Here is a 22,336-nt window from a genome sequence, read left to right on the forward strand (position 1 = left end):
ACTGCCCGCCAAGGCAGGCGCGATGGTTGCGCCGCCTGGGACAAGGGGCGTCGAGTGGGCAGCAGTTGGGCAGATCGGGCCAGGGCCGTCATGGGTGGCATCGCTGCGGTGGCCGGCCTTGTGGCGGCCAATGCCGCGCAAGCGCAGGTCATCTCGCGCCCGGTCGCCAGTGACGCGGACGACAGCCGCCCTTTCGCCATCGTCGACAAGCGCCAGGCGACGCTGTCCGTCTATGCCGCCGATGGTCATCTCGTCGGCCGCGCGCCCGTGCTGCTCGGGCTGACGCCCGGCGACCAGGAACCGCAGAGCTCGCGCGGCAAGGATCCGTCGGCGCTGAAGGTCAATGAACGCGTGACGCCGTCCGGCCGCTTCGAAGCCCAGCCGGGACGCAACCTGAGCGGCGAGCGCATCGTCTGGTTCGACTACGAGGCCAACCTCGCCATCCACCGCCTGCGCCCGGCGCCGGCCAGCCAACGCCGCTCTGAGCGCCTGGCCTCCGCCAATCTGCAGGACCGCCGCATCACGCTGGGCTGCGTCGTCGTCGACCCGGCCTTCTTCGATCAGGTCGTGCTGCCGACGCTGGGCCAGGGCAAGAGCCTGGTCTACATCCTGCCGGAGCGTGAACCTCTTCTCGCCGGCGCCGGTGGCGCGGCCCACGCTGCCTCGCCCTGAGCTCGCGGGTCATGCGGCCAGGCCCTAGGATGCGGCCGCATGACCCTGATCAGCATCGTCACCAGCTGCCTGAACGAGGCCGACAACGTCGTCGAGCTGCACCGGCGCATCAAGGCCCAGTTCGAGGCGGGCGGGCCGGCGGCTGATTTCGAGTTCGAGCACATCTATGTGGACAACGGCTCCACCGACGGCACCGTCGCCCAGGTGAAGGCCATCGCCGCGGCCGATCCGCGCGTCAAGCTCATCGTCAACGCGCGCAATTTCGGCCATGTGCGCTCGCCGCTGCACGGCATGTACCAGGCCAGCGGCCAGGCCATCATCTGCATGGCCTCCGACCTGCAGGACCCGCCCGAGCTGATCGGCCGCTTCATCGACCACTGGCGCGCCGGCGAGCTGATCGCCCTGGGCGTCAAGCCGAACTCCCGCGAGACCTGGGCGATGTCGGTGCTGCGGCGCGCCTATTACCGCGCCCTGGGCCGCATGGCCGACGTGCCGCTGATCGCCAACTTCACCGGCTTCGGCCTCTATGACCGTTCGGTCGTCGACATGATCCGCGGACTGGGCGACCCCTACCCATATTTCCGCGGCCTCATCGCCGAGCTGGGCATCCGCTACGCGACGGTCGAGTTCGAGCAGCCGGCGCGCGTGCGGGGCATCACCAAGAACAACTTCTACACCCTCTACGACCTGGCCATGCTGGGCCTGACGAGCCACTCCAAGCTGCCGCTGCGCCTGGCCACGCTGGCCGGCTTCACGCTCAGTGCGCTGAGCCTGCTGGTGTCGCTGGGCTATCTGGTCGCCAAGCTGCTGTTCTGGCAGCAGTTCGCCATCGGCACGGCGCCGGTCGTCATCGGGCTGTTCTTCTTCGCCGCGGTGCAGCTGTTCTTCATCGGCATCCTGGGCGAATACGTGGCGGCCATCCACACCCAGGTCAGCAAGCGGCCCCTGGTGGTGGAGAAGGAACGCGTGAACCTGCCGCCGGGTGACGCGCTGCCGCGCCATTCCGGCGCGCCGCGGGAATGACCGAGGCGCGTGCCGGCCGCGCCGTCGGCTGGCTGTTCGGGGCCTATCTGGCCTGCGTGCTGCTGACCATGGCCGTATCGGCGCGGCTGTGGTGGCAGTCGCCGCTGCAGCTGATGCCCCATGAGTTCGACTATTTCCTCGGCCTGTTCGACGCCGAGGCCCCGCGCGTCGCCGCCCAGCGCGTGCTGCAGGGGCGTGCCCTGCACCTCGCGCTGTTCGTGCTGCTCGGTGCGCTGTATGCGGCCCTGTTGCTGAAACTCAGCCGCCAGCCCGATCTCGCGTCGCCCCGGCGCGTCGCGGGCGCCTGCGGCCTGGTCGCCATCGCCTTCGCCATCGGCATGCCCTGGGTCAGCCCGGACGTGTTCTTCTACATCGGCACCGGCTGGGTGGATGCGCATTACGGCCTCAACCCCTACCAGCAGCCGATGGGGCAGATCCCGGGCTTTGCGAACGACGCGATGTTCGCCAACGTGCACCCGCCCTTCCTCGAGGGCACGACCTCCTACGGTCCGCTGTTCCAGAAGATCGCCGGCGGCATCGCCGCCCTGTCCGGTGGCAGCGAGAAGCTGGCCCTGGCCCTGCACAAGCTCTTCTACCTGGGCCTGCATGCGGCGGCCACCGCCATGGTCTGGCGGCTGGCGCCACCGGCCTGGCGCCAGGCGGCGCTGTTCGGCTATGGCGCCAACCCGCTGATCCTGTTCAGCGTGCTGACCTGCGCACACAACGACCACCTGATGAACGTCTGCATCCTGGCCGCCCTGTGCCTGCTGCAGCGTCGCCACCTGCTGGCCGCCGGCCTGGCCCTGGGCACCGCCTTCAGCCTGAAGTACTTCCCGCTGGTCTTCCTGCCCATCATGGCCGCCATGGCCCTGCTGCAGGGCGCGGACGGGCGACTGCAATGGCGCTCCGCGGCCCTGCTGGTGGCCGGCTTCGGCCTGGCCCTGCTGGCTTGGCAGCAGCTCTATCCGAAGTCGACCGAGCATGTGGCGCACCTGCTCAGCACCGGTGTGCATGTCTACCGCAGCAGCGTCTTTTCTCTGATCGACGCGATGACGCGGCACGTGCTGCCGGCGCTGTTCGGCCTGCCGCAGGCCCTGATCACGCGCGAAGACCTGGGCGGCGTGCTGCGCCTGGCCTATATGGCCGCCTATGCGGCGCTGTGCTGGCGCTACTGGCCGCGCCTCAAGCGCGAGCCCTTCAACGCCGGCGTCGAGCTCTGCCTCATCGCCACGCTGCTGTATTTCGTGCTCGTCAACACCTCCAACCAGGAGTGGTACCTGACCTGGCTGATGGGCTTTGCCTTCGTGCTGCCGAGCGCGGCGGCGCGTTGCCTGGCGCTGTGGCTGTCGGTCGCCTATGTGCCGCTGGTCATCTACACGGTGAAGGGCGAGCGTCCGGTGCTGTTCGCGGCCAACCTGGCCCTCTATCTGCTGCTGCTGGCCTCGACCTGGCTCTATATGCGCCGCCAGCTTGCGGAGCCGCGGCCATGACGCTGGCCGTCGAGGCCCGCTGGGCCTTGCTGACGCGTGCCACCCAGGGCCTGGGCGCCTTGCTGGCGGTGGCCTGCGTGGTGCGCGGCTATGGCGTCGAGCTGCAGGGCCTGTTCTTCGGCTTCCTGAGCCTGGCCGCGCTGATCCAGCTCGGGGACTTCGGCGTCGGCTATGCCAGCCTGCAGATGGCTGGCCATCTGCGCGCGAAGGGTGACGCGGCCGCGGCCGCCCAACTGCGCCGCCAGGCCCGCCGCCGTGGCCTGGCCTGGCTGACGGGCACTGGCCTGCTGGTGGGTGGCGTCGTCGCCCTGTGGCTGCCGGCTGCCGCGGTGGCGCCCTGGTGCGCGCTGGCCCTGGCCGCCGCGACCCTGCAGTGGGCGCAGCTGGAGCTGGCCTGGCTGGAGGGCGCGCTCTCGGTCGGCCTGGCCTGGCGCCTGCGCTTTGTGCAGGAGGTGCTCGGCGCCTGCGGCTTCGTGGGCAGCTTGCTCGCGGGCGCAGGGTTGTGGAGCCTGGCGCTGTACTTCGGAATTCGCGCGGCGGTGCCGCTGCTGTGGGAGCTGGTTCGAGGCGCAGGCGATCAGGCGACTGCCGGTTCGGCGGCCGGGTTCTCCTGGGCGAACCAGCTGTGGCCCTTCCAATGGCGCATCGGCCTGAGCGCCCTGGCGGGCTTTCTGGTCTTCCAGGCCCTCAATCCCCTGCTGCTGCTCAGCCAGGGCGCGCCGGCCACGGCGCGTTTCGGCATCGCGCTGGCGATCATGAACATGCTGCTGCTGCTGTGCACCGCCTGGCCGCTGAGCCAGGCCGCGCGCTTTGCCGGCCTGCTGGCGCATGGCGACGGTGCCGGCGTGCGCCAGCGGCTGAAGCGGATGCTGGGGTGGTCGCTGGCCCTGGCCCTGCTGACGGCGCTGGGCGCGCTGGGCCTCGTGGCCGTGCTGCTGCAATGGATGCCCGCGCTGGCCGAGCGGCTGCCGGACCTGCTCACGCTGGTCCTGCTGCTCGCGGCCGGCCTGGCCCACCACGCCACCGCCTGCTACGCGGTGGTGCTGCGCGCCGAGCGGCTGGAGCCGCTGCTGCGCCTGAGCGTCATCGGCGGCCTGGCCAGCCTCGCGCTGATCGCCGCCGTCGCGCGCGTCGCCGGCCTGCCGGCCATTGCCGCGGCGCATCTCGGCTGCACCCTGATCGGCCTGCTGCTGGCCCGCCGGCACTACCAGCGCCTGCTGCAACGCCTGCCGTCGACGCCATGATCCGCCTGAGCATCGTCATCCCCACGCTGAACCGTTTCGCGCTCGTGAAGCGGGCGCTGGAAAGCGCGCTGGCCCAGACCCGCGACGACATCGAGATCCTGATCTCCGACAACGGCTCCAGCGATGGCACCGCGGCCTGGCTGGCCGGCATCAGCGACTCGCGGCTGCGCAAGTTCCGCCACGAGCAGACCATCAGCGTGCAGGACCACGGCAACTTTCTCATCGAGCAGGCGCGGGGCGACTACTTCGTCGGCTTGTCCGATGACGACTGGCTGGAGCCCGACTTCGCGGCCGAGGTGCTGGCCCTGCTGGACCGCCATCCCGGCCTGCCCTTCGTCTACACCGGCTGCCTGACCCATTACGCCGAGGCCGCCGTGCCGGCGCTGTGCGGGCCTGAGCGCGAGTCCGGCAGCGACTTCCTGGCCGCCTTCTTTGCCGGCCAGCGCGAGGTCTGCTGGTGCGCCGCAGTCAGCCGCATGGCAGACATGCGGGCCATCGGCCCCATCCCGCCCGGCCGCATCTTCGGCGACATGTATCTGTGGACGCGGCTGGCGCGGCTTGGCGATGTCGGCTGCGTCGCGCGGCCGCTGTCGCACTACCGCTTCGTCACCGAGGACAACCTGTCCACCGGCACGCCCGTGACCGCCTGGGCGCTGGAGACCCGCCTGCTGGCCGACGAGGTGCTGCAGGCCTGGCCCGAGACCGATCGCGCGCGCCTCATGGCCGTGCAGCAGGACATGGCCGCCTTCGTGGCGCGCTCCACGGCCAACCAGTTCGTCTGGAATGCCGTGCGCGGCGTGTCCCGCGCGCAGCTGCTGCGCAGCCTGCGGCCGCTGTGGCCGCTGCTACGTCTTTCGGCGCGCGTATGGCCGCGGCTGCTGGTGGCGCTGGCCCTGCCCCAGCGCTGGACGCGCGGCCTGGTGCTGGCCGCGGCCGGCCGGCGCGTGCGTCAGCGCTGACGCTGGCACAGCAGGCCCAGCGCCTGCGCCTGGCCCGCCAGCGTCAGCCGCGTCTCGGCCTGCACTTGCAGGCCGCAGCGCTGCAGCAGGCGGCGCAGCGACTCGGCGCTGAAGAAGTTGATGTGCTCGTGCCAATGGCGCTTGCGCCGCCAGGCCGACGCTTCGGCCTCGGCGGCCTGCATCAAGGCCTCGAAAGGCACCTCGACATAGAGCCGGGTGGTTTCGCCCATCGCGCCCGCGACTTCGCGCAGCAGCGCATCCGGCTCGGGCACATGCTCCAGCACATGGGCCAGCACGATGAGGTCGTAAGACCCCTGCGGCGCAGCGACGGCGGTGGCGCCGGGCACCAGCGGACGGCCGGAGATGTCCAGCACGTCGTGGCGAGCGGCGCTGGCGCGCAGCGGCGTGTTCTGGCCGGTGTCGCCACCCCAGTCCAGCACGGTGGGCCGCGCCGGCAGCCAGGGGCGCAGGAAGGCCTCGACGGTGGGGATGTGTTCGTCGCCCGCCAGCAGGCGGCGGTTGCGTTCGGCGTAGCCGGGTTCCAGCCGCTCGCGCTGGGCCTCGTAGTCCGGGCCGCGATAGCCGGCATACAGGCGCCCCATCTCGTCGCCGTCGAAGCGCATGTCCAGGAAGAGGCAGCCGCAGGCCGGGCAATGCAGGCTGGTGCACAGGGCCTGGGCCCAGCCCGTCGGCAGGTCGCGCAGGCCCCATTCGGGCGTGATCTCGCAGGCCTGCCAGCCCAGGGCGCGTTCGGCGACGAAGGGCATCAGCACGGCGCCCTGGCGCTCCAGCGGGGTGGCATCGCAGCAGATGCAGCGGGTGGCGAGGCGCGGCATGGTCAGCTTCCCTGTTGATGCCAGGCTGCGGTGCGCTGCAGTGCCAGTGGCAAGGAGGTCCAGGCCTCGAGGCCGAGAGCGCGGGCGCGGGCGATGGCGGGCAGATAGTGGCGGCGCGGCTGGCCGGCTTGCGCGGGGCCCAGCTGCACGTCGGCTCCGGGGTTGAGCTCGTCACGGGCCAGCCGGGCGAGCTCGGCCACGCTCAAGCCGGCGTCGGAGCCGACATTGACGGGCCGCCCGGCCGGCGCGGCCTGCAGCAGGTGCAGCAGCCACCAGGCCAGATCGGCGCCATACAGATAGCTGCGCACCGCGGAGCCGTCGGAGGACAGCTTCAGCGGTCCGCCGGCCAGCGCGTCGCGGATGAAGTTGCCGATGGCGAAGTGGCCGTTGAGGTCCAGGCCCGGGCCGGCGAAGGCGAAGCAGCGCGTCGGGATCACGTCGAAACCGTGGCGCCCGGCCTGCAGGGCCGCCAGCAGTTCGGCGACGCGCTTGGCCTCGCCGTAGGCACTGCCGGCCTGGGTCGGGTCGCAGGCCAGCGCATGGTCCTCGTCCACGGCGCCGGCGGGCAGGGCGCCGTACTGCGCGCCGGAGCCGGTCAGCAGCAGCCGGCGCACGCCATGCGCGGCGGCGAAGGCGAGGGCCTGGCGCGTGCCGGCGACGACGCCGTCGAACACGGCCTGCAGGTCGGTGTGGGCGCTGGCGTGGGTGTCGGTGGCGGCGTGGATGAGGCCGTCAAAGGCGCCGTCGCCCGGCCAGGGCTCGCGGGCATCGCCGGGCAGCAGCGTCAGCCAGGGCAGCGTGGCGGCCCAGGGTTCCAGCGTGAAGAAGCGCTGCGGATCGCGGCTCAGGCCGACGACCTCGAAGCGCTGGCCGCGGCCGTGCAGCCAGGCCAGCAGGGCCAGCAGCTGCTTGCCGAAGAAGCCGGTGGCGCCGCTGAGCATCAGGCGCTGGCCGTCCAGGGCCAGCGGCGGCGCGGCGGCGGACAGCCTCTCGAAGTCGTCCGCGAGAAAGCTCGCGAAGTCGAGTCTCACAGGCCGCGGCCGTAGATCAGGTCGCGCAGCGCCGGCGTGGTGGCATAGGGGCTGTCGAGGTCGTCGATCATCAGGGCCGAGTCGGCCTTGAGTTCGCGCGTGGTGCGCTGGCCGTTCATGACCTCGCGGCAGGACAACTGGCCCTTCTGCAGCGGGATGGCCAGGTAGAAGTCGCGGTCCACGCTGGCGTGGTGGAACTCGTAGCCAGCGGGCAGGTCGCGCTTCAGGTAGACGCCGCGCACCAGCTGGTCCAGGTATTCGATCTCGCGGCGGCTGGGGATGCGCTTGCTCTCGCCGCTGGCGCCGCACATCTCGCGGGCCGTGTGGAAGGCCTTGAACCAGGTGTCGATCTGGTGGGGCAGCGAGCAGTAGGGCGAGACTGGGATGCCGCCGTCCTCGATGTCGATGTGGCGCTCCCAGCTGCGCGCGCCCTTGGCATAGGACATCAGCATGGAGGCCTGCCAGTCCCGGTACTCGTGGGTGGAGTGGCCGATGACGAGCTGCGGAAAGCGCTGGCGCAGGTAGTCGATCTGGTTGAGTTCCATCTCATCGTCCTCGGTCGGATAGAGGGAGACGCAATGGTTGAGCGACAGCGGGATGTGGCGGTTGCCGAAGAAGGTGACGAGGTCGTCCACGTCCTTCTCGGACGAGCCGCCGGTGGAGACGATGACGGGCTTGCGCGTCTTGGCGATGCGGTCGAGCAGGAACCAGTCGTTCAGGTCGGAGCTGGCCACCTTGATGAGGGGCAGGTCGAACTCCTCGCACAGGTCCACCGAGGCCTCGTCGAAGGCCGTGGCCATGGGGATGCAGCCCTGGTCGCGGATGGCGTTGATCAGCGTCGCGTATTGCTGCTTGTCGAGCTTGGTGGCCTCGGTCTTCTTGATGTAGCGCAGGTCCTCGCGGCCCTTGAAGCTCGGCGAGATGAAGTGGTCGACGTCGCGGAACTGCAGCTTGATGGCGGCGCGCACATTGTTGAAGCGCACCACCTGGGCGAAGGCGTTGATGATCTTGAGCCCGCGCTCGACGCTGCCCCAATGGTTGTTGGCGAGTTCGAGGACGAAGAGATTCTGGAAGATGGCGTCCATGGCGGGGGCCTCAGTAAGCGTAGAGAACGGTGTCGAAACTATTGTGGCCGTGCAGGCCCAGGCGCAGCCGGTAGCCCAGGCCGAGTTCGGCGATGAAGGCGGGCAGACGCCACAGATCGTCCCAGCGGTGATAGGCCGCGATGGCCATCGTCGGGCGTTCGCGCAGCAGGGTGCGGCGGGCGCCGGTCAGCGCCGCGAGTTCGTGGCCCTCGACGTCCAGCTTCAGGAAGTTGATGGGCGCGCCGTGCAGGCAGTCGTCCAGCGCGACGATGGGCGTGGGCCGGCCGCCATCGCCGCCGAAATGGCTGGCCTCGCCGGCGCCGGCCGCGAAGCCGGCCAGGCCGCAGTGATCGGACAGGCCGGCGGGGACGTGGACGACGGGCGCGGGCCAGTCCCGCAGCGCCGCGGCCAGCGCCGCGTAGTTGTCGGCATCGGGCTCGAAGCTCCAGGCCTGCTGGATGGGCATGCGCTCGGCAAAGGCCTGCAGGGTCTCGCCGCGGTAGGCGCCGCCGTCGACGAGGCGCAGGCCGTCGCTGCCGCTCAGATGCGCGGCCAGCCAGTCGGGCAGGTATTGCATGCCGGCATGCGGCGCGGGTGGCGTGTCATGCGCGTGGCGGCGGAAGGCCAGCAGCTGGTCCAGGACCGGACGGCTCTCGGCGTCGAACCACTCGCGGGCCTGGGCGATCTCGCCTTCGACCGTGGCATAGGCCTGCGGGTCGGCCAGCCAGAAGCGGAAGCCCAGGTGCTTGCCCAGCCGGCCATACAGCGACTGCGGCCAGACGAGCTGGACCTGGGGCGACAGCCCGCGCAGCCAGGTGGAGAGGCCTGCGTAGTCGCTGTGCGTCTCGCGGTTGAAGGCGCCGATGCAGACCGGCGCCCGTTGCAGCAGGGCCCTTGTTGCCGCCTGCACGGGCAGGCCGTCGAGTTCGGCAACGGCGGGTGTGGCCGAGGTCAGGAAGGCCAGCACCTGCTCGCCATCGGCCCGCAATGCCCTGGCGAGGTCGCGCGCAAAACCGCCGGCGCCGAAGACCTGCAGCGCCATCAGAGATCCAGCGCGCTGGCGCGCAGGGCCGCCAGCTCCTCGGGCGGCAGGAAGGGGTGCATGTCGTCCAGCTCCGGGGTCAGGAACTTGCCGTGTTCGTCGACGCGCGACTTCAGCTTCGGTGAAAAGCCCTGGGCCGGGTCGACATGGATCTGCACCAGCAGCGGGCCGGTCCCCTGGATCAGCTCGGGCAGCCGTGCCAGGTCTTGCGGCTGGGCGATGTCGACGGCTTCAATGCCATAGGCCCGCGCCAGCGCGACATAGTCCGGGCAGTCCACCCCCGAGGCCCGGTTGGCGCCGATGACGCGGCCGAAGAAGTTCTCGTGGCTGAGGCGGATGGACAGGTAGCCGTCGTTGGCCATGACGACGACGACGACATTGAGCTGTTGAGTCTTCAGCGTCTGCAGCTCCTGCACATTCATCTGCAGGCTGCCGTCGCCGGCCAGGCAGACGACACGCCGCTGCGGCGCAGCCGTCGACGCACCGAGGGCGGCGGGCAGGTCATGGCCCATCGAGGCCGAGCCCGAATTGCTGAACAGGCGCTGGCCGCGCCTCAAGCGGCTGATCTGGAAGGGCAGGATGCAGGCCGAGGCATTGCCGCTGGCGACGATGCCGTCGGCGGGCAGGGCCTGGAACAGCGCTTCGACGGCGCTGTAGGGGTTGATGACGCCGGGTTCGCTGACATTGCCGGCCTCCAGCGCGGGATAGCGGGCGGCGATGTCGCGGCACCAGGCGGCCCAGGGCGCGAAGGCCGGCGCCGTGATGCCGGCGCGCAGGGCCTGGATGAAGGCCCTGGCGTCGGCGGTGATGGCCAGCGTGGGCTTGACCAGGGGCTTGTCGAGCTCGGCCGCGTCGATGTCGACCTGCACGACGCGGGCACCCTTGGCGAAGCTGCCCCAGTTGTAGCTGACCTGGCGGATGTTGAGCCGCGAGCCGATGACGATGACGAGGTCGGCCGCCTGCAGGCAGATGTTGCCGGCGCGCGTGCCGATGGTGCCGGGGCGGCCGGCGAACAGCGGGTGGTCGCTCTCGATGAGGTCATGCGTCCAGGCCGTCGTCAACGGGATGCCGCTGGCTTCGACGAGGTCGCGCAGCTCGTCCACCGCGCCGGCCAGGCGCACGCCGGTGCCGCCGAGGATCAGCGGTCGTTTGGCTTCGCGAATCCATTGCAGGACGGTGCTGATGTCCGGCGCAGCGGGCGCTTGTGCTGGCGCAGGTTCGATGAATTCAAAAGCCTCGGTCGACGACTGCAGGTCGATCGGGATGTCCAGCCACACGGGGCCGGGCCGGCCCTCGGTGGCGAGTGCGACGGCTTCGGGCAGGGCGCGCGCCAGTTCCTCCAGCGAGCCAATCGCCCAGGCCTTCTTGACGATGGGGCCGATCATGGCGGTGATGGGCAGTTCCTGGTCACCCAGTTGGCGCAGGCCCGGCACGGGCGTGTGCGCCAGTGCCGTCACGCGCTTGACCTGGCCGGACAGCACGATCATCGGGATGGAATCGGTGAAGGCGCCGAACACGCCGTTCAGTGCATTCAGCCCGCCGGGTCCGGTCGTCACGTTGACGATGGCCGGCCGGCCATCGATGCGGGCATAGCCCTCGGCCGCCATCGCGCAGGCCTGCTCGTGGTGCATGAAGCTGCACTTGAGCCCAGCTTGTGTGGCCAGCGCCTGGTTCAGGAACATCGCGCCGCCGCCGGTGACGGCAAAGACCTGGGCCAGGCCTTTGGACGCGAGATAGGCGGCAATGCGCTCCGCCGCGTTCACAGGCCGCCTCCGACAAAGCCGGCGATCTCGTCGGCCGCGTAATCGAGCTGGTCGTCGGACAGGCCCGGGTAGAGGCCGATCCAGAAGGTGTCGTTCATGACGATGTCGGTGTTGGTCAGCGGGCCGGCGACGCGGTAGTTGCGGCCCTGCATATAGGGCTGGCGTGTCAGGTTGCCGGCGAACAGCAGGCGGGTGCCGATGCGCTTGCTGTCCAGATGCGTGAGCAGGTCGACGCGGCGCAGATTGGCCTCGGGCTTGATCGTGATGGGAAAGCCGAACCAGGACGGGTCGCTGCCGGGTGTGGCCTCGGGCAGCAGCAGGAATTCCTGGCTGCCCTGCAGCCTCTCGTGCAGGCGCGCGAAGTTGCGCTTGCGCGCGGCGATGAAGCCGTCCAGCCGGTCCAGCTGCGCCAGCGCGCAGGCGGCCTGCATGTCGGTGATCTTCAGGTTGTAGCCGAGGTGGCTGTAGGTGTACTTGTGGTCATAGCCCTCGGGCAGCTGGCCCAGCTTCCAGCAATAGCGCTTGCCGCAGGTGTTGTCCTTGCCGGGCGCGCACCAGCAGTCGCGGCCCCAGTCGCGCAGGGACTCGGCGGCGCGGCGCAGGTCGTCGTTGTTCGTGAACACCGCGCCGCCTTCGCCCATGGTGATGTGGTGGGCCGGGTAGAAGCTCAGCGTGCCGATGTCGCCGAAGCTGCCCACGAGCTGGCCGTTGTAGGTCGATCCCAGCGCGTCGCAGCAGTCCTCCACCAGCCACAGGCCATGCTGCTTGCACAGGCGGGTGATGGCGTCGAGGTTGTAGGGGTTGCCCAGCGTGTGGGCCAGCATGATGGCCTTGGTGCGCGGCGTGATGGCGGCTTCGAGCTGGGCGACGTCGATGTTGTAGGTCGGCAGGTGCACGTCCACCAGCACGGGCACGGCGCCGCATTGCAGGATGGGGTTGACCGTGGTCGGGAAGCCGGCGGCCACGCCGATGACTTCGTCGCCGGGCTTGATCGCGCGTTCACCCAGCAGTGGCGAGGTCAGCGCCGTGAAGGCCAGCAGATTGGCCGACGAGCCGGAATTGGTCGTCAGCACATGCTTTGGCCCCAAGCGCTCGCCCAGGCGGGCCTCGAAGGCGGCGTTGAAGCGGCCGGTGGTCAGCCAGGCGTCGAGCGACGCTTCGACCATCAGCTTCATCTCCGGCGCGCCGACCACCTTGCCCGAGGGCGGGATGACGGTCTCGCCGGGCTGGAAGGCGGCGGGCGCAGGCGCCGCGGCGGCGTACTGCTCGACGAGCTGCAGGATCTGATGGCGCAGCTTGATTTGGTCGGGGTTCATTCGGACTGAGAGTAAGAGTCGATCTGCTGCAGCGTCAGCGCCTGCAGGTCCTGGCCCGCGCGGTGGGCCTGATGCCATTGCCAGGTGAGGCGCAGCGCCTCCGACAGCGTCAGCCGCCCCTGCCAGCCAAGCTCCTTGGCGGCCTTGCTGGAGTCCAGCAGCAGCACGCCGGCCTCGTGCACGCCGCTGCCGTCGCCCAAGGTCAGTTCGGGCAGGTCGGCGCCGTCGGCGCGCGCATGGGCCAGCAGCAGGCTGGCCACATTGCGCACCGGCTGGCCTTGCCCGTCGGCGGGGCCGAAGTTCCAGGCGCCGCCGAAATCCCGGGCGTCCGCCAGCAGGCCCTCGGCCAGCTTCAGATAGCCCGCCAGCGGCTCCAGCACATGCTGCCAGGGGCGCACGGCGCCGGGGTGGCGCAGGTGCAGGGGCGTGCCGGCATCGATGGCGCGCAGCAGATCGGGCACGAGGCGATCCGTGCTGATGTCGCCACCGCCGATGACATTGCCGGCTCGCGCCGTGGCCATCGGCAGGCCATAGGAGGCCGCATAGCTGGCCGCGACGATCTCGGCGCCCGCCTTGCTGGCGCTGTAGGGGTCGTGGCCGCCCAGGGCGTCGGTCTCGCGGCAGGGCGGGCCGAGGTCGCGGTAGCACTTGTCGGTGGTGACGACGACGGTGGCGCGCACGCCGCCGTACTGGCGCACGGCGTCCAGCAGATGGGCCGTGCCCATCACATTGGTGGCGAAGGTGCCCAGCGGGTCGGCATAGGAGGCGCGCACCAGCGGCTGGGCGGCGAGATGGAAGACGACCTCGGGCTGGGCCGTGATCAGCGCGTCCAGCAGCGTCGGCGCGTCGCGCACATCGGCCACCCAGTCGGCCTGCAGCACCTGGCGCACGCCGGCCAGCTCGTGGAAGCCGCCGGCCTCGGGCGCCAGCGCATAGCCGCTGACCTGGGCGCCCAGGCGCTTGAGCCACAGCGCCAGCCAGCCGCCCTTGAAGCCGGTGTGGCCGGTGACGAAAACGCGCCGGCCGGCCCAGGTGGAGGGGGTCACCACGTTTTCCACGGCGCCCGGCCTTCGGCCCAAAGGCGCTCCAGATGGGTGCGGTCGCGCACGGTGTCCATGGGCTGCCAGAAGCCCGGGTGTTCGTAGACGCCCAGCTGGCCGCGTTCGGCCAGGGTTTCCAGCGGCCTGGCTTCCCAGGCGTCGGCATCGCCGTCGATGAGGTCCAGCACCTCGGGATTGAGCACGAAGAAGCCGGCATTGACGCCGGCGCTCTCGCTCTGCGGCTTCTCGCGGAAACGCCGCACCAGGCCGGTGTCGGGGTCCACATCCAAGGCGCCGAAGCGGGCCGGCGGGATGGCGGTGGTGATGGTGGCCGCCAGGCCGCGGGCGCGGTGCTGGGCGATGGCCGCGGTCACGTCGACGTCGGCCACGCCGTCGCCATAGGTGAAGCAGAAGTCGGTCTCGTCCTTCAGATAGGCCGCCACGCGCTTGAGCCGGCCGCCGGTGCCGCTGTCATGGCCGGTGTCCACTAGCGTCACGCGCCAGGGCTCGGCGTGGCGCTCGTGCACCTCCATGCGGTTGTGGGCCAGGTCGAAGGTGACGTCCGAGCTGTGCAGGAAGTAGTTGGCGAAGTATTCCTTGATGACATAGCCCTTGTAGCCGCAGCAGACGATGAAGTCCTGGATGCCGTGGGCGGCATAGATCTTCATGATGTGCCACAGGATGGGCTGGCCGCCGATCTCGATCATGGGCTTGGGACGCAGATGGGTTTCCTCGGCGATGCGAGTACCCAGTCCCCCGGCAAGGATCACGGCTTTGGTCATCGAACGAGTTTAGGTCGACCCAGGGCATACCCCAGGCCGTCCGTCCGTGGAAAACGCCCTGCCGGCGGGACAATTCCGGCCTTCCGCGCGGGCTACCGCCCGCTCCCCGGTTTCACCTGGAACGACTGACGTGACTACCACCTCCCCCGTGGCCAACCCGGCCACGGCCGGCCGGACGCCGACCACCGCGGCGACCATCCTTGGCCAGCCCAACCAGCTTTTCGTCCTCTTCTTCGCCGAGATGTGGGAGCGTTTCTCCTACTACGGCATGCGCGCCCTGCTCGTGCTCTTCCTCGTCACGGAGGCCGCCAAGGGCGGCTGGGGCTGGAGCCGCGCCGAAGCCACGACCCTCTACGGCTGGTACACCGGGCTGGTCTACCTGACCCCCATCCTGGGCGGCTATATCGCCGACCGTCTGCTGGGCACGCGCCGCTCGGTGCTGCTGGGCGGCTTCATCATCGCGGCCGGCCATATCGCGCTGTTCATGGACACGGTGCCGATGTTCTACGCAGGCCTGGGCCTGATCGTCGTCGGCACGGGCCTGTTCAAGCCCAATATCTCGGCCATCGTCGGCCAGCTCTACGGCCCGGGCAACGAGAACGCCCGTGACGGCGGCTACACGCTGTTCTACATGGGCGTGAACGCCGGTGCCTTCTTCGGCATCCTGCTGTGCGGCTACATCGGCGAGAAGATCTCCTGGAACCTGGGCTTTGGCCTGGCCGGCGTCTTCATGATCCTGGGCGCCATCCAGTTCTGGCTCAGCCAGGGCATGTTCGGCAGCATCGGCGACAAGGTCGATGCCGAGCGCAAGGCCGAGCAGGCCAAGGTGGACGACACGCCCAGCCATGTCGTGGCCGACCGCCTGAAGGCGATCTTCGTGTTCTCCTTCTTCACCATCTTCTTCTGGTTCGCCTTCGAGCAGGCCGGCGGCTCCATGACCATCTTCGCGGCCGACTACACCGACCGCACGCTGGTCGGCACGGCCGGCTTCGCCTTCAAGATCGTCAACACGGCGATGACGCTGATCCCGGCGGCCATCCTGTCGTGGCTGCTGTTCAAGCTCTACCGCTCGACGCAGGGCCAGTTCGCCATGGCCAATGTGTCGCTGGCGGTGGCTTTCGCCATCATCTGGGGCCTGAGCCTGTGGATGCTGGGCCGCGAATTCGCCCTCGACCAGACCGAGGTGCCCGCCACCTGGTTCAGCGTGCTGAACAGCCTCTTCATCGTCGTGCTGGCGCCGATGTTCTCCAAGATGTGGGAGAAGCACTGGAACCCGTCCGGCCCGGTCAAGTTCGGCGTCGGCCTGGTGCTGCTGGGCCTGGGCTTCGCCGTGCTGTCCTATGGCTCGGCCGGCATTCCGCAGGGCGCCAAGACGGCCCAGGTCAGCATGATGTATCTGAGCCTGGCCTATCTGCTGCACACCATGGGCGAGCTCTGCCTGTCGCCGGTCGGCCTGTCCTATATCTCCAAGCTGGCGCCGACCCGCCTGCTCGGCCTGATGTTCGGCGTCTGGTTCCTGAACACGGCCATCGCCAACAAGATCGCCGGCTCCACCGGCTCCTACATCGACCACATCTCCAACCAGTACTCGATGTCGGTCTTCTTCCTGATCTTCACGGCCATCCCGATCGGCGCCGGCGTCGTGCTGATGCTGATGAGCCCGCTGATGAAGAAGTGGATGCACGGCGTGCATTGAGCCGGCATCTGCAGGGGGTGTGAACCCCTTGCGTCACGACCGAAAGCCGCCCGGCCTGCGCCCGGCGGCTTTTTTCATGGCTGTGTCGTCCGTGCCACTCCGCAATAGTGTGGATGGCGGCCCCTTGCCGCCCACCCATGCTGGCGCCCTGTCCATAACTCAGGGAGTCATCTCATGCGCCACTTCATGCGCCATGGCCTGCCGGCCGCGATTGCCTTGCTGACGCCCCTCGCCGTCGCCGCGGCCGAGGTGGGAAAGCCGGGCGAAGTCGAAGAGCTTCGCGCCCAGGTTCGCGCGCTGCAGGCTGCACTCGAATCGGTGACCCGGCGTATCGGCGCCATGGAAGCTGCAGCCACGACCCAGCGCAGGGACGCGGAAGGCCCCATCTTCACCGTCAATGACAAGGCGGCGACATCGGATCTCATCAATCGCTCGCAGGAGGCGCAGAAGATCGTGAACGCCCTCCAGAAGACGTCCAAGGATGTCTTTGCGAAAACGGACCCTGCCGTGGCCGAGGCGTTGAAGCGCCTGCACGCCGATCGGACCGCTGACAAGCCCTTGAACGTCGCGGCCTGGGAGGATGCCAAGGCGGCACACAGGACAGCGCTCGAAATCTCCGGGCTGATCCGCGATGCGCGCGGGGATGCCAACGATGTGATCGGCACCGCGCTCGATCTGAGCAAGTGCACCGTGGGGCAGCGGTGTCCCGAGCCCAAGACGGGAAGTCTCGCTGACGCCAACAAACTCATGGATGGCCTGATGGATCGCAACAAGCGTGTCCCGGTACTGTCCGAGTCGGCTCTTCGCGCCGCCTACCGCTTCGACGAGCGGCTGGCGGGGGCGAAGAGCGAAGAAGAACTCGGCGAGCTCATCGAGTTCCTCGCCTTCCTGGACAGCAACACGGACGCCCAGTCCCTGTTTGGCGGCGACGCCGTCCGGTTCTCGGCCGGGGTCAAGGGCACGCAGGCCAATCTGCGGCTCTTCGCGCTGCACCGCCTCGATCGCCGGTTCACCAAGGACCATGTGCTCAACATCAGCACGACGGCCAACGACGACGGTCCGACGCGCTTCTATTCCGACAGCGACGGCATCGCCTCCTCCACCAAGCTCACCTACAGCTACACGCTGACGCGGGCCAAGAAAAAGTCTGACAGCGTCTTTGGCCGTATGACGCAGTGGGGTGTGAACCTGACGGCAGGCCATGACAAGTTCGCTTACACCGAAGGCAAGGACGGTGCCGAGCGCACCACCACCCGCACCAGCGGCTCCCTCGGCACCAACCTGCTGGTCTTTGGCTTCAAGAAGAATGATGTGCACACCGCGGCGCTCAACTACGACTACGCCCACAAGCTGCCCGACCCGGCCTACAGCGTGCCGACGGTCCAGCGCGGCTGGCGACTGGGCTATGAGTACCGCCGCATCGCCGAGAGCTACGGCTTCGCGGCGGGCCTGAGCTACCAGCATCGGGACCGCCTGCTGGAAGTCGCTTTGCCCTTCTACCTCTTCCGCGACAAGTCGGATGACAAGACCCCCTTCACCGGCGGTGTCAGCCTGAACCACAAGCGCACCATCGGCCATGTCGACAGGCCGCTGCGGGACACCTCGGTCAGCGTCTTCGTCGGCGCTGCGCTGAGCCTGCTGGATTGAAGGCGGCCGGGCTGCGCCGGGCCTAACGGAACCGCCTGCGGGCGGTTTTTTCGTTTTTGTTCACAGTTCCGGACTGTTGACAAGGAATGTCAGCAGCCTGGTCGGGCTTTAGGTTTCGGGGTAACAGTGGCGCGGCGATGTGCTTACAGTCGCCGGCTTGCATTCGGAGCCCCCCATGTCCAAGAAGAATCTGGCGCTGACCCTGAGTCCCGTCCTCCTCGCCCTGCTCGCCGCCTGCGGCCAGAAGCCCGACGGCGCCGGCGGCCATGGCGGTCCCGGCGGCCCGCCGCCGGTGTCGGTGGCGCCCGCCACCCAGCGCCAGGTGCAGGAATTCGACGAGTTCACCGCCCGCCTGGAGGCGCCGGACACCGTCGAGGTGCGCTCCCGCGTCGCCGGCACCGTGGACGCGGTGCGCTTCAAGGAAGGCCAGCTGGTCAAGAAGGGCGAGCCGCTGTTCACCATCGATGCCCGCGCCTTCAAGGCCGACGTGGCGCGGGTGGAAGCCCAGATCGCCGCCGCCAGGACCCAGGCGGAACTCGCCAAGGCCGACCTGGCCCGCTCCGAGAAGCTGGTCAGCATCAACGCCGTCAGCCAGCAGGAGATCGACCAGCTGCGCTCGGCCCTGCGCTCCGCCGAGGCCAACCAGAAGGCCGCCGAGGCCGCCCTGGTGCAGTCCCGCCTCAATGTCGAATACGCCAGCGTGACCGCACCGGTCAGCGGCCGCACCTCGCGCGCCAACGTGACGCCGGGCAACCTCGTCGGCGTCGGCGACCCGGTGCTGACGACCGTCGTCTCCAGCGACAAGGTCTATGCCTACTTCGACGCCAGCGAGGCGACCTATCTGAAATACATGCGCGCCGCCCGTGACGGCAGCCGCCCCTCGTCGCGCGATACGCCCAATGCGGTGCAGATGGGCCTGTCCAACGAGCAGGGCTATCCGCACACCGGCAAGATGGACTTCGTCGACAACCGCCTGAATCCGGCCACCGCCTCCATCCGCGGCCGCGCCGTGTTCGACAACAAGCAGGGCCTGTTCACGCCGGGCCTGTTCGCCCGCATCAAGCTGATCGGCAGCGGCAGCTACAACGCCGTCGTCGTGCCCGACCGCGCGATCTCGACCGACCAGACCCGCAAGGTCGTCCTCATCGTCGGCGCCAACAACATCGTGCAGCCCCGCCCGGTCACGCCGGGCGCGCTGATCGACGGCATGCGCGTCGTCGAGGGCGTCAAGGCCGGCGAACTGGTCATCGTCGACGGCCTGCTGCGCGCCTTCCCCGGCGCCCCGGTCACGCCCCAGGTGCTGAAGGTCGATGCCAACGGCATGCCCATCCCGGCCGCCCCCCCGGGCCAACCTGGCGCGGCCCCCGCTCCGGCATCTGCTCCGGCCTCCGCCGCCTCGAAGTAATCCCAAGGCGGTAGCCCATGGACATCTCACGCTTCTTCATCGACAGGCCGCGCTTCGCGACCGTGTTGTCCCTCTTCATCTTCCTCATCGGCGCGCTGGCCATCCCGCTGCTGCCGATCTCGGAATACCCCGAGGTCGCACCGCCCCAGGTCGTCGTGCGCGCCCAGTACCCGGGCGCCAACCCGCGCGTCATCGCCGAGACGGTGGCCACGCCGCTGGAAGAGCAGATCAACGGCCTCGAGAACGTGCTGTATTTCGACAGCCAGGCCACCGGCGACGGCGGCATGACGCTGACGGTCACCTTCAAGATCGGCACCCACCCGGAAGCCGCCGAGACGGCGGTGCAGAACCGCATCAACCGCGCGCTGCCGCGCCTGCCCGACATCGTGCGCCAGATCGGCGTGACGACCGAGAAGGCCGCGTCCAACCTGACCATGGTGGTCCACCTGGTCAGCCCCGACAACTCGCGCGACGCCCTCTACCTGCGCAACTACGGCACGCTGAATGTGCGTGACGACCTGCTGCGCGTGCCCGGCATGGGCTCGGTGCTGAGCTTCGGCGCGGGCGACTACGCCATGCGCATCTGGCTGGACCCGCAAAAGCTGGCCGCCCGCAACCTGACGGCCGGTGAAGTCGTCGGCGCCATCCGTGAGCAGAACACCCAGGTCGCCGCCGGCGTGCTGGGCGCCTCGCCCTCGCCCAAGGGCACCGATTTCCAGCTGTCCATCAACGCCCAGGGCCGCCTGGCCACCGAGGAAGAGTTCGGCAACATCATCGTTCGCAGCGAGCCCAAGACGGGCGCCATGGTGCGCGTCAAGGACCTCGGCCGCGTCGAGATCAGCGCCAACACCTATGCGCTGCGCAGCCTGCTGAACAACAAGGAAGCCGCGGCCATCGCCGTCTTCCAGGCGCCCGGCTCCAACGCGCTGGCCATCTCGAACAACGTCCGCGAGACGATGGAGCGCCTCAAGCCCAGCTTCCCCAAGGGCGTGGACTACGACATCGTCTACGACCCGACGCGCTTCGTGCAGACCTCCATCGAGAAGGTCGTCAGCACGCTGTTCGAGGCCGTCGGCCTGGTGGTGCTGGTCGTCATCATCTTCCTGCAGACCTGGCGCGCCTCCATCATCCCGCTGGTGGCCGTGCCGGTGTCCATCGTCGGCACCTTTGCCGTGCTGCTGTTGCTGGGCTTCTCCATCAACACGCTGACGCTGTTCGGCCTCGTCCTAGCGATCGGCATCGTGGTGGACGACGCCATCGTGGTGGTCGAGAACGTCGAGCGCAACATCCAGGACGGCCTCACGCCGCATGCGGCGACGGTCAAGGCCATGCAGGAGGTCTCGGGTCCCATCATCGCCATCGCCCTGGTGCTGTGCGCGGTCTTCATCCCGCTGACCCTGGTGCCGGGCCTGTCGGGCCAGTTCTACAAGCAGTTCGCCGTCACCATCGCCATCTCGACGGTGATCTCGGCCTTCAACTCGCTCACACTCTCGCCGGCCCTCGCGGCCATCCTCTTGCGCCCGCATGACGCGCCCAAGGACGCGCTGATGCGCGGCATGGACAAGGTCTTCGGCCGCTTCTTCCACTGGTTCAACTGCTTCTTCCAGCGCCGCTCGTCGGACTATGGCCGTGGCGTCACCGGCATCCTGAAGCGCAAGTCGCTGGCCCTGATCGTCTATGCGCTGCTGCTCGGGGCCACGGCCCTGCTGATGGCGCGCATCCCCAGCGGCTTCGTGCCGGCGCCGGACAAGCAATACCTGATCGGCATCGCCCAGCTGCCGGCCGGCGCCAGCCTGGACCGCACCGAGGAAGTCATCCGCCGCATGAGCGAGATCGCGCTCAAGGTGCCGGGCATCAAGGACTCGGTAGCCTTCCCCGGCCTGTCGGGCGCCGGCTTCTCGGCGGCGCCCAATGAGGGCATCGTGTTCTTCGGCCTGGAGGACTTCGACAAGCGCACCTCGCGCGACCTCAGCAAGGAGGCCATCCTCGGCAAGGTCAATGGCGCCATCCAGGAGATCCAGGGCGCGCGCATGTTCGTCGTGCCGCCGCCGCCGGTCGACGGCCTGGGCATTGCCGGCGGCTTCAAGGTGCAGGTGCAGGACCGCAGCAGCCAGGGCGAGCAGGCCCTGTACGGCGCGGTCTGGGGCACGCTGGGCCAGGTCTATGGCAACCAGAACACCAGCATCGGCACGCCGTATTCCAACTACGACATCAATGTGCCCCAGCTGTTCGCCAACGTCGACCGCGTCAAGGCCAAGCAGATGGGCGTGCCGCTGGCCTCCATCTATGACACGCTGCAGATCAACCTGGGCTCGCTCTACGTCAACGACTTCACCAAGTTCGGCAAGACCTACCAGGTCATCGTGCAGGCCGACGCGCCCTTCCGCGCCAAGGCCGAGGACATCACGCAGCTGAAGACCCGCAACGAGGCCGGCGAGATGGTGCCGCTGGGTTCGCTGATGAGCGTCGAGCCGACCTTCGGCCCGACCCGCGTCACGCGCTACAACGGCTTCCCGTCGGCCGACATCAACGGCGCGCCCAAGCCCGGCTTCTCGTCGGGCCAGGCCGAGGCCGAGATCGAGCAGTTGCTCAAGACGCTGCCGCGCGGCTTCGGCTACGAGTTCACCGAGCTCAGCTACCAGGACCGCCTGACGCGCGACGTGACCGTGCCCGGGCTGAACATCAAGGTGCCGACGCTGGCCGCCGTGCTGGCCTTCTCGGTGCTGCTCGTCATCCTCGTGCTGGCGGCGCAATACGAGAGCTGGAGCCTGCCGCTGGCCATCATCCTGATCGTGCCGATGTGCATCCTGTCGGCGCTGTTCGGGGTGTGGATCTCGCACTTCCCGCCCTTCGCGCAGGCGGGGGACCTGAACATCTTCACCCAGGTGGCCTTGGTCGTGCTCGTGGGGCTGGCGTGCAAGAACGCCATCCTGATCGTCGAGTTCGCCAAGGAGCTGGAGGAGCACGGCAAGTCGGTCTACGACGCCGTCATCGAGGCCTGCCGCCTGCGCCTGCGCCCCATCCTGATGACGTCCATCGCCTTCTGCGCCGGCGTCATCCCGCTGATCCTGGGCAGCGGCGCCGGCAGCGAGATGCGCCGCGCCATGGGCATCGCCGTGTTTGCCGGCATGCTGGGCGTGACCTTCTTCGGCATCTTCCTGACGCCGGTCTTCTACACGCTGCTGCGCAAGGGCACCGAGAAGCGCCGCGCCCGCGCCGCCGCGCTGCGCGCCCAGGTCGAGGCCTCGGCCCATGCCTTCCATCCTGGCATCGACGATGCCGCCCCCAAGAAGGAGGGCCACTGA

The 22,336-nt window shown here is 69.1% G+C and carries 17 protein-coding genes; 9 read left to right on the forward strand and 8 right to left on the reverse strand.

All coding sequences use genetic code 11. The annotated features are described in order from the left end of the window. The first annotated feature begins 90 nt into the window (after window positions 1-90). The 5 genes from AC07OY_RS14130 to AC07OY_RS14150 are packed head-to-tail and all read left to right on the forward strand — an operon-like array spanning window position 91 to window position 5,388. Complete coding sequence (locus tag AC07OY_RS14130) at window positions 91-672, forward strand: L,D-transpeptidase (protein ID WP_495043226.1); 582 nt, start codon at window positions 91-93, stop codon at window positions 670-672. A 39-nt stretch (window positions 673-711) separates the two neighbouring features. After that, the gene (locus tag AC07OY_RS14135; protein WP_495043227.1) at window positions 712-1,695 is read left to right on the forward strand and encodes a glycosyltransferase family 2 protein; all 984 of its coding nucleotides are present in this window, start codon (window positions 712-714) and stop codon (window positions 1,693-1,695) included. After that, the gene (locus AC07OY_RS14140; RefSeq protein WP_495043228.1) at window positions 1,692-3,185 is read left to right on the forward strand and encodes an MptA/MptB family glycosyltransferase; all 1,494 of its coding nucleotides are present in this window, start codon (window positions 1,692-1,694) and stop codon (window positions 3,183-3,185) included. The genes AC07OY_RS14135 and AC07OY_RS14140 overlap by 4 nt, the downstream gene beginning before the upstream one ends. Further along, a complete protein-coding gene (locus tag AC07OY_RS14145; protein ID WP_495043229.1) occupies window positions 3,182-4,429 on the forward strand; it encodes a hypothetical protein in 1,248 nt (415 codons plus the stop codon). Before AC07OY_RS14140 ends, AC07OY_RS14145 begins: the two co-directional genes overlap by 4 nt. Continuing rightward, window positions 4,426-5,388: a glycosyltransferase family 2 protein gene (locus AC07OY_RS14150; protein ID WP_495043230.1), complete on the forward strand. Its 963-nt coding sequence runs from the start codon at window positions 4,426-4,428 to the stop codon at window positions 5,386-5,388. The genes AC07OY_RS14145 and AC07OY_RS14150 overlap by 4 nt, the downstream gene beginning before the upstream one ends. Here AC07OY_RS14150 and AC07OY_RS14155 read toward each other — a convergent pair. From AC07OY_RS14155 to rfbF, 8 genes are read right to left on the reverse strand one after another with little or no spacing between them, the layout of a single operon-like run. Next, window positions 5,379-6,224, reverse strand: coding sequence for a class I SAM-dependent methyltransferase (locus tag AC07OY_RS14155; protein WP_495043231.1), 846 nt, complete (start codon window positions 6,222-6,224; stop codon window positions 5,379-5,381). The two genes, AC07OY_RS14150 and AC07OY_RS14155, sit on opposite strands and share 10 nt — an antisense overlap. A 2-nt stretch (window positions 6,225-6,226) precedes the next feature. Beyond that, entirely contained in the window at window positions 6,227-7,255 is a 1,029-nt protein-coding gene (locus AC07OY_RS14160) for an NAD-dependent epimerase/dehydratase family protein (RefSeq protein WP_495043232.1), read from the reverse strand. Continuing rightward, entirely contained in the window at window positions 7,252-8,340 is a 1,089-nt protein-coding gene (locus tag AC07OY_RS14165; RefSeq protein ID WP_495043233.1) for an N-acetylneuraminate synthase family protein, read from the reverse strand. The genes AC07OY_RS14160 and AC07OY_RS14165 overlap by 4 nt, the downstream gene beginning before the upstream one ends. A gap of 10 nt (window positions 8,341-8,350) precedes the next feature. Next, complete coding sequence (locus AC07OY_RS14170; RefSeq protein WP_495043234.1) at window positions 8,351-9,382, reverse strand: FkbM family methyltransferase; 1,032 nt, start codon at window positions 9,380-9,382, stop codon at window positions 8,351-8,353. Further along, on the reverse strand, window positions 9,382-11,145 hold the full coding sequence (locus AC07OY_RS14175) for a thiamine pyrophosphate-binding protein (RefSeq protein WP_495043235.1): 1,764 nt from the start codon (window positions 11,143-11,145) through the stop codon (window positions 9,382-9,384). Before AC07OY_RS14175 ends, AC07OY_RS14170 begins: the two co-directional genes overlap by 1 nt. Then, window positions 11,142-12,461: a lipopolysaccharide biosynthesis protein RfbH gene (gene rfbH / locus AC07OY_RS14180; RefSeq protein WP_495043236.1), complete on the reverse strand. Its 1,320-nt coding sequence runs from the start codon at window positions 12,459-12,461 to the stop codon at window positions 11,142-11,144. Before rfbH ends, AC07OY_RS14175 begins: the two co-directional genes overlap by 4 nt. Further along, complete coding sequence (rfbG, locus tag AC07OY_RS14185) at window positions 12,458-13,507, reverse strand: CDP-glucose 4,6-dehydratase (RefSeq protein ID WP_495043237.1); 1,050 nt, start codon at window positions 13,505-13,507, stop codon at window positions 12,458-12,460. The genes rfbH and rfbG overlap by 4 nt, the downstream gene beginning before the upstream one ends. Further along, window positions 13,504-14,283 (reverse strand): glucose-1-phosphate cytidylyltransferase, encoded by a 780-nt coding sequence (gene rfbF, locus AC07OY_RS14190; protein WP_495043238.1) that lies wholly within the window; start codon window positions 14,281-14,283, stop codon window positions 13,504-13,506. Before rfbF ends, rfbG begins: the two co-directional genes overlap by 4 nt. A 130-nt stretch (window positions 14,284-14,413) precedes the next feature. Here rfbF and AC07OY_RS14195 point away from each other — a divergent pair, with 130 nt between their 5' ends. The 4 genes from AC07OY_RS14195 (at window position 14,414) to AC07OY_RS14210 (ending at window position 22,336) form a co-directional block, all read left to right on the forward strand. Continuing rightward, a complete protein-coding gene (locus AC07OY_RS14195) occupies window positions 14,414-15,979 on the forward strand; it encodes a peptide MFS transporter (protein WP_495043239.1) in 1,566 nt (521 codons plus the stop codon). A 174-nt stretch (window positions 15,980-16,153) separates the two neighbouring features. Next, window positions 16,154-17,626 (forward strand): hypothetical protein, encoded by a 1,473-nt coding sequence (locus AC07OY_RS14200; RefSeq protein WP_495043240.1) that lies wholly within the window; start codon window positions 16,154-16,156, stop codon window positions 17,624-17,626. Window positions 17,627-17,801: 175 nt separating this feature from the next. Further along, window positions 17,802-19,031 (forward strand): efflux RND transporter periplasmic adaptor subunit, encoded by a 1,230-nt coding sequence (locus tag AC07OY_RS14205; RefSeq protein ID WP_495043241.1) that lies wholly within the window; start codon window positions 17,802-17,804, stop codon window positions 19,029-19,031. Window positions 19,032-19,048: 17 nt separating this feature from the next. After that, window positions 19,049-22,336, forward strand: coding sequence for an efflux RND transporter permease subunit (locus tag AC07OY_RS14210; protein ID WP_495043242.1), 3,288 nt, complete (start codon window positions 19,049-19,051; stop codon window positions 22,334-22,336).

This window comes from Roseateles sp. GW821-FHT09H10 (genome assembly GCF_059415865.1).

Bases quoted from the DNA above. Each gene is read 5' to 3' on its own strand.
- AC07OY_RS14130 (WP_495043226.1), top strand. From the start codon at position 91: ATGGGTGGCATCGCTGCGGTGGCCGGCCTTGTGGCGGCCAATGCCGCG.
- AC07OY_RS14135 (WP_495043227.1), top strand. From the start codon at position 712: ATGACCCTGATCAGCATCGTCACCAGCTGCCTGAACGAGGCCGACAAC.
- AC07OY_RS14140 (WP_495043228.1), top strand. From the start codon at position 1,692: ATGACCGAGGCGCGTGCCGGCCGCGCCGTCGGCTGGCTGTTCGGGGCC.
- AC07OY_RS14145 (WP_495043229.1), top strand. From the start codon at position 3,182: ATGACGCTGGCCGTCGAGGCCCGCTGGGCCTTGCTGACGCGTGCCACC.
- AC07OY_RS14150 (WP_495043230.1), top strand. From the start codon at position 4,426: ATGATCCGCCTGAGCATCGTCATCCCCACGCTGAACCGTTTCGCGCTC.
- AC07OY_RS14155 (WP_495043231.1), bottom strand. From the start codon at position 6,224: ATGCCGCGCCTCGCCACCCGCTGCATCTGCTGCGATGCCACCCCGCTG.
- AC07OY_RS14165 (WP_495043233.1), bottom strand. From the start codon at position 8,340: ATGGACGCCATCTTCCAGAATCTCTTCGTCCTCGAACTCGCCAACAAC.
- AC07OY_RS14170 (WP_495043234.1), bottom strand. From the start codon at position 9,382: ATGGCGCTGCAGGTCTTCGGCGCCGGCGGTTTTGCGCGCGACCTCGCC.
- rfbH (WP_495043236.1), bottom strand. From the start codon at position 12,461: ATGAACCCCGACCAAATCAAGCTGCGCCATCAGATCCTGCAGCTCGTC.
- rfbF (WP_495043238.1), bottom strand. From the start codon at position 14,283: ATGACCAAAGCCGTGATCCTTGCCGGGGGACTGGGTACTCGCATCGCC.
- AC07OY_RS14200 (WP_495043240.1), top strand. From the start codon at position 16,154: ATGCGCCACTTCATGCGCCATGGCCTGCCGGCCGCGATTGCCTTGCTG.
- AC07OY_RS14205 (WP_495043241.1), top strand. From the start codon at position 17,802: ATGTCCAAGAAGAATCTGGCGCTGACCCTGAGTCCCGTCCTCCTCGCC.
- AC07OY_RS14210 (WP_495043242.1), top strand. From the start codon at position 19,049: ATGGACATCTCACGCTTCTTCATCGACAGGCCGCGCTTCGCGACCGTG.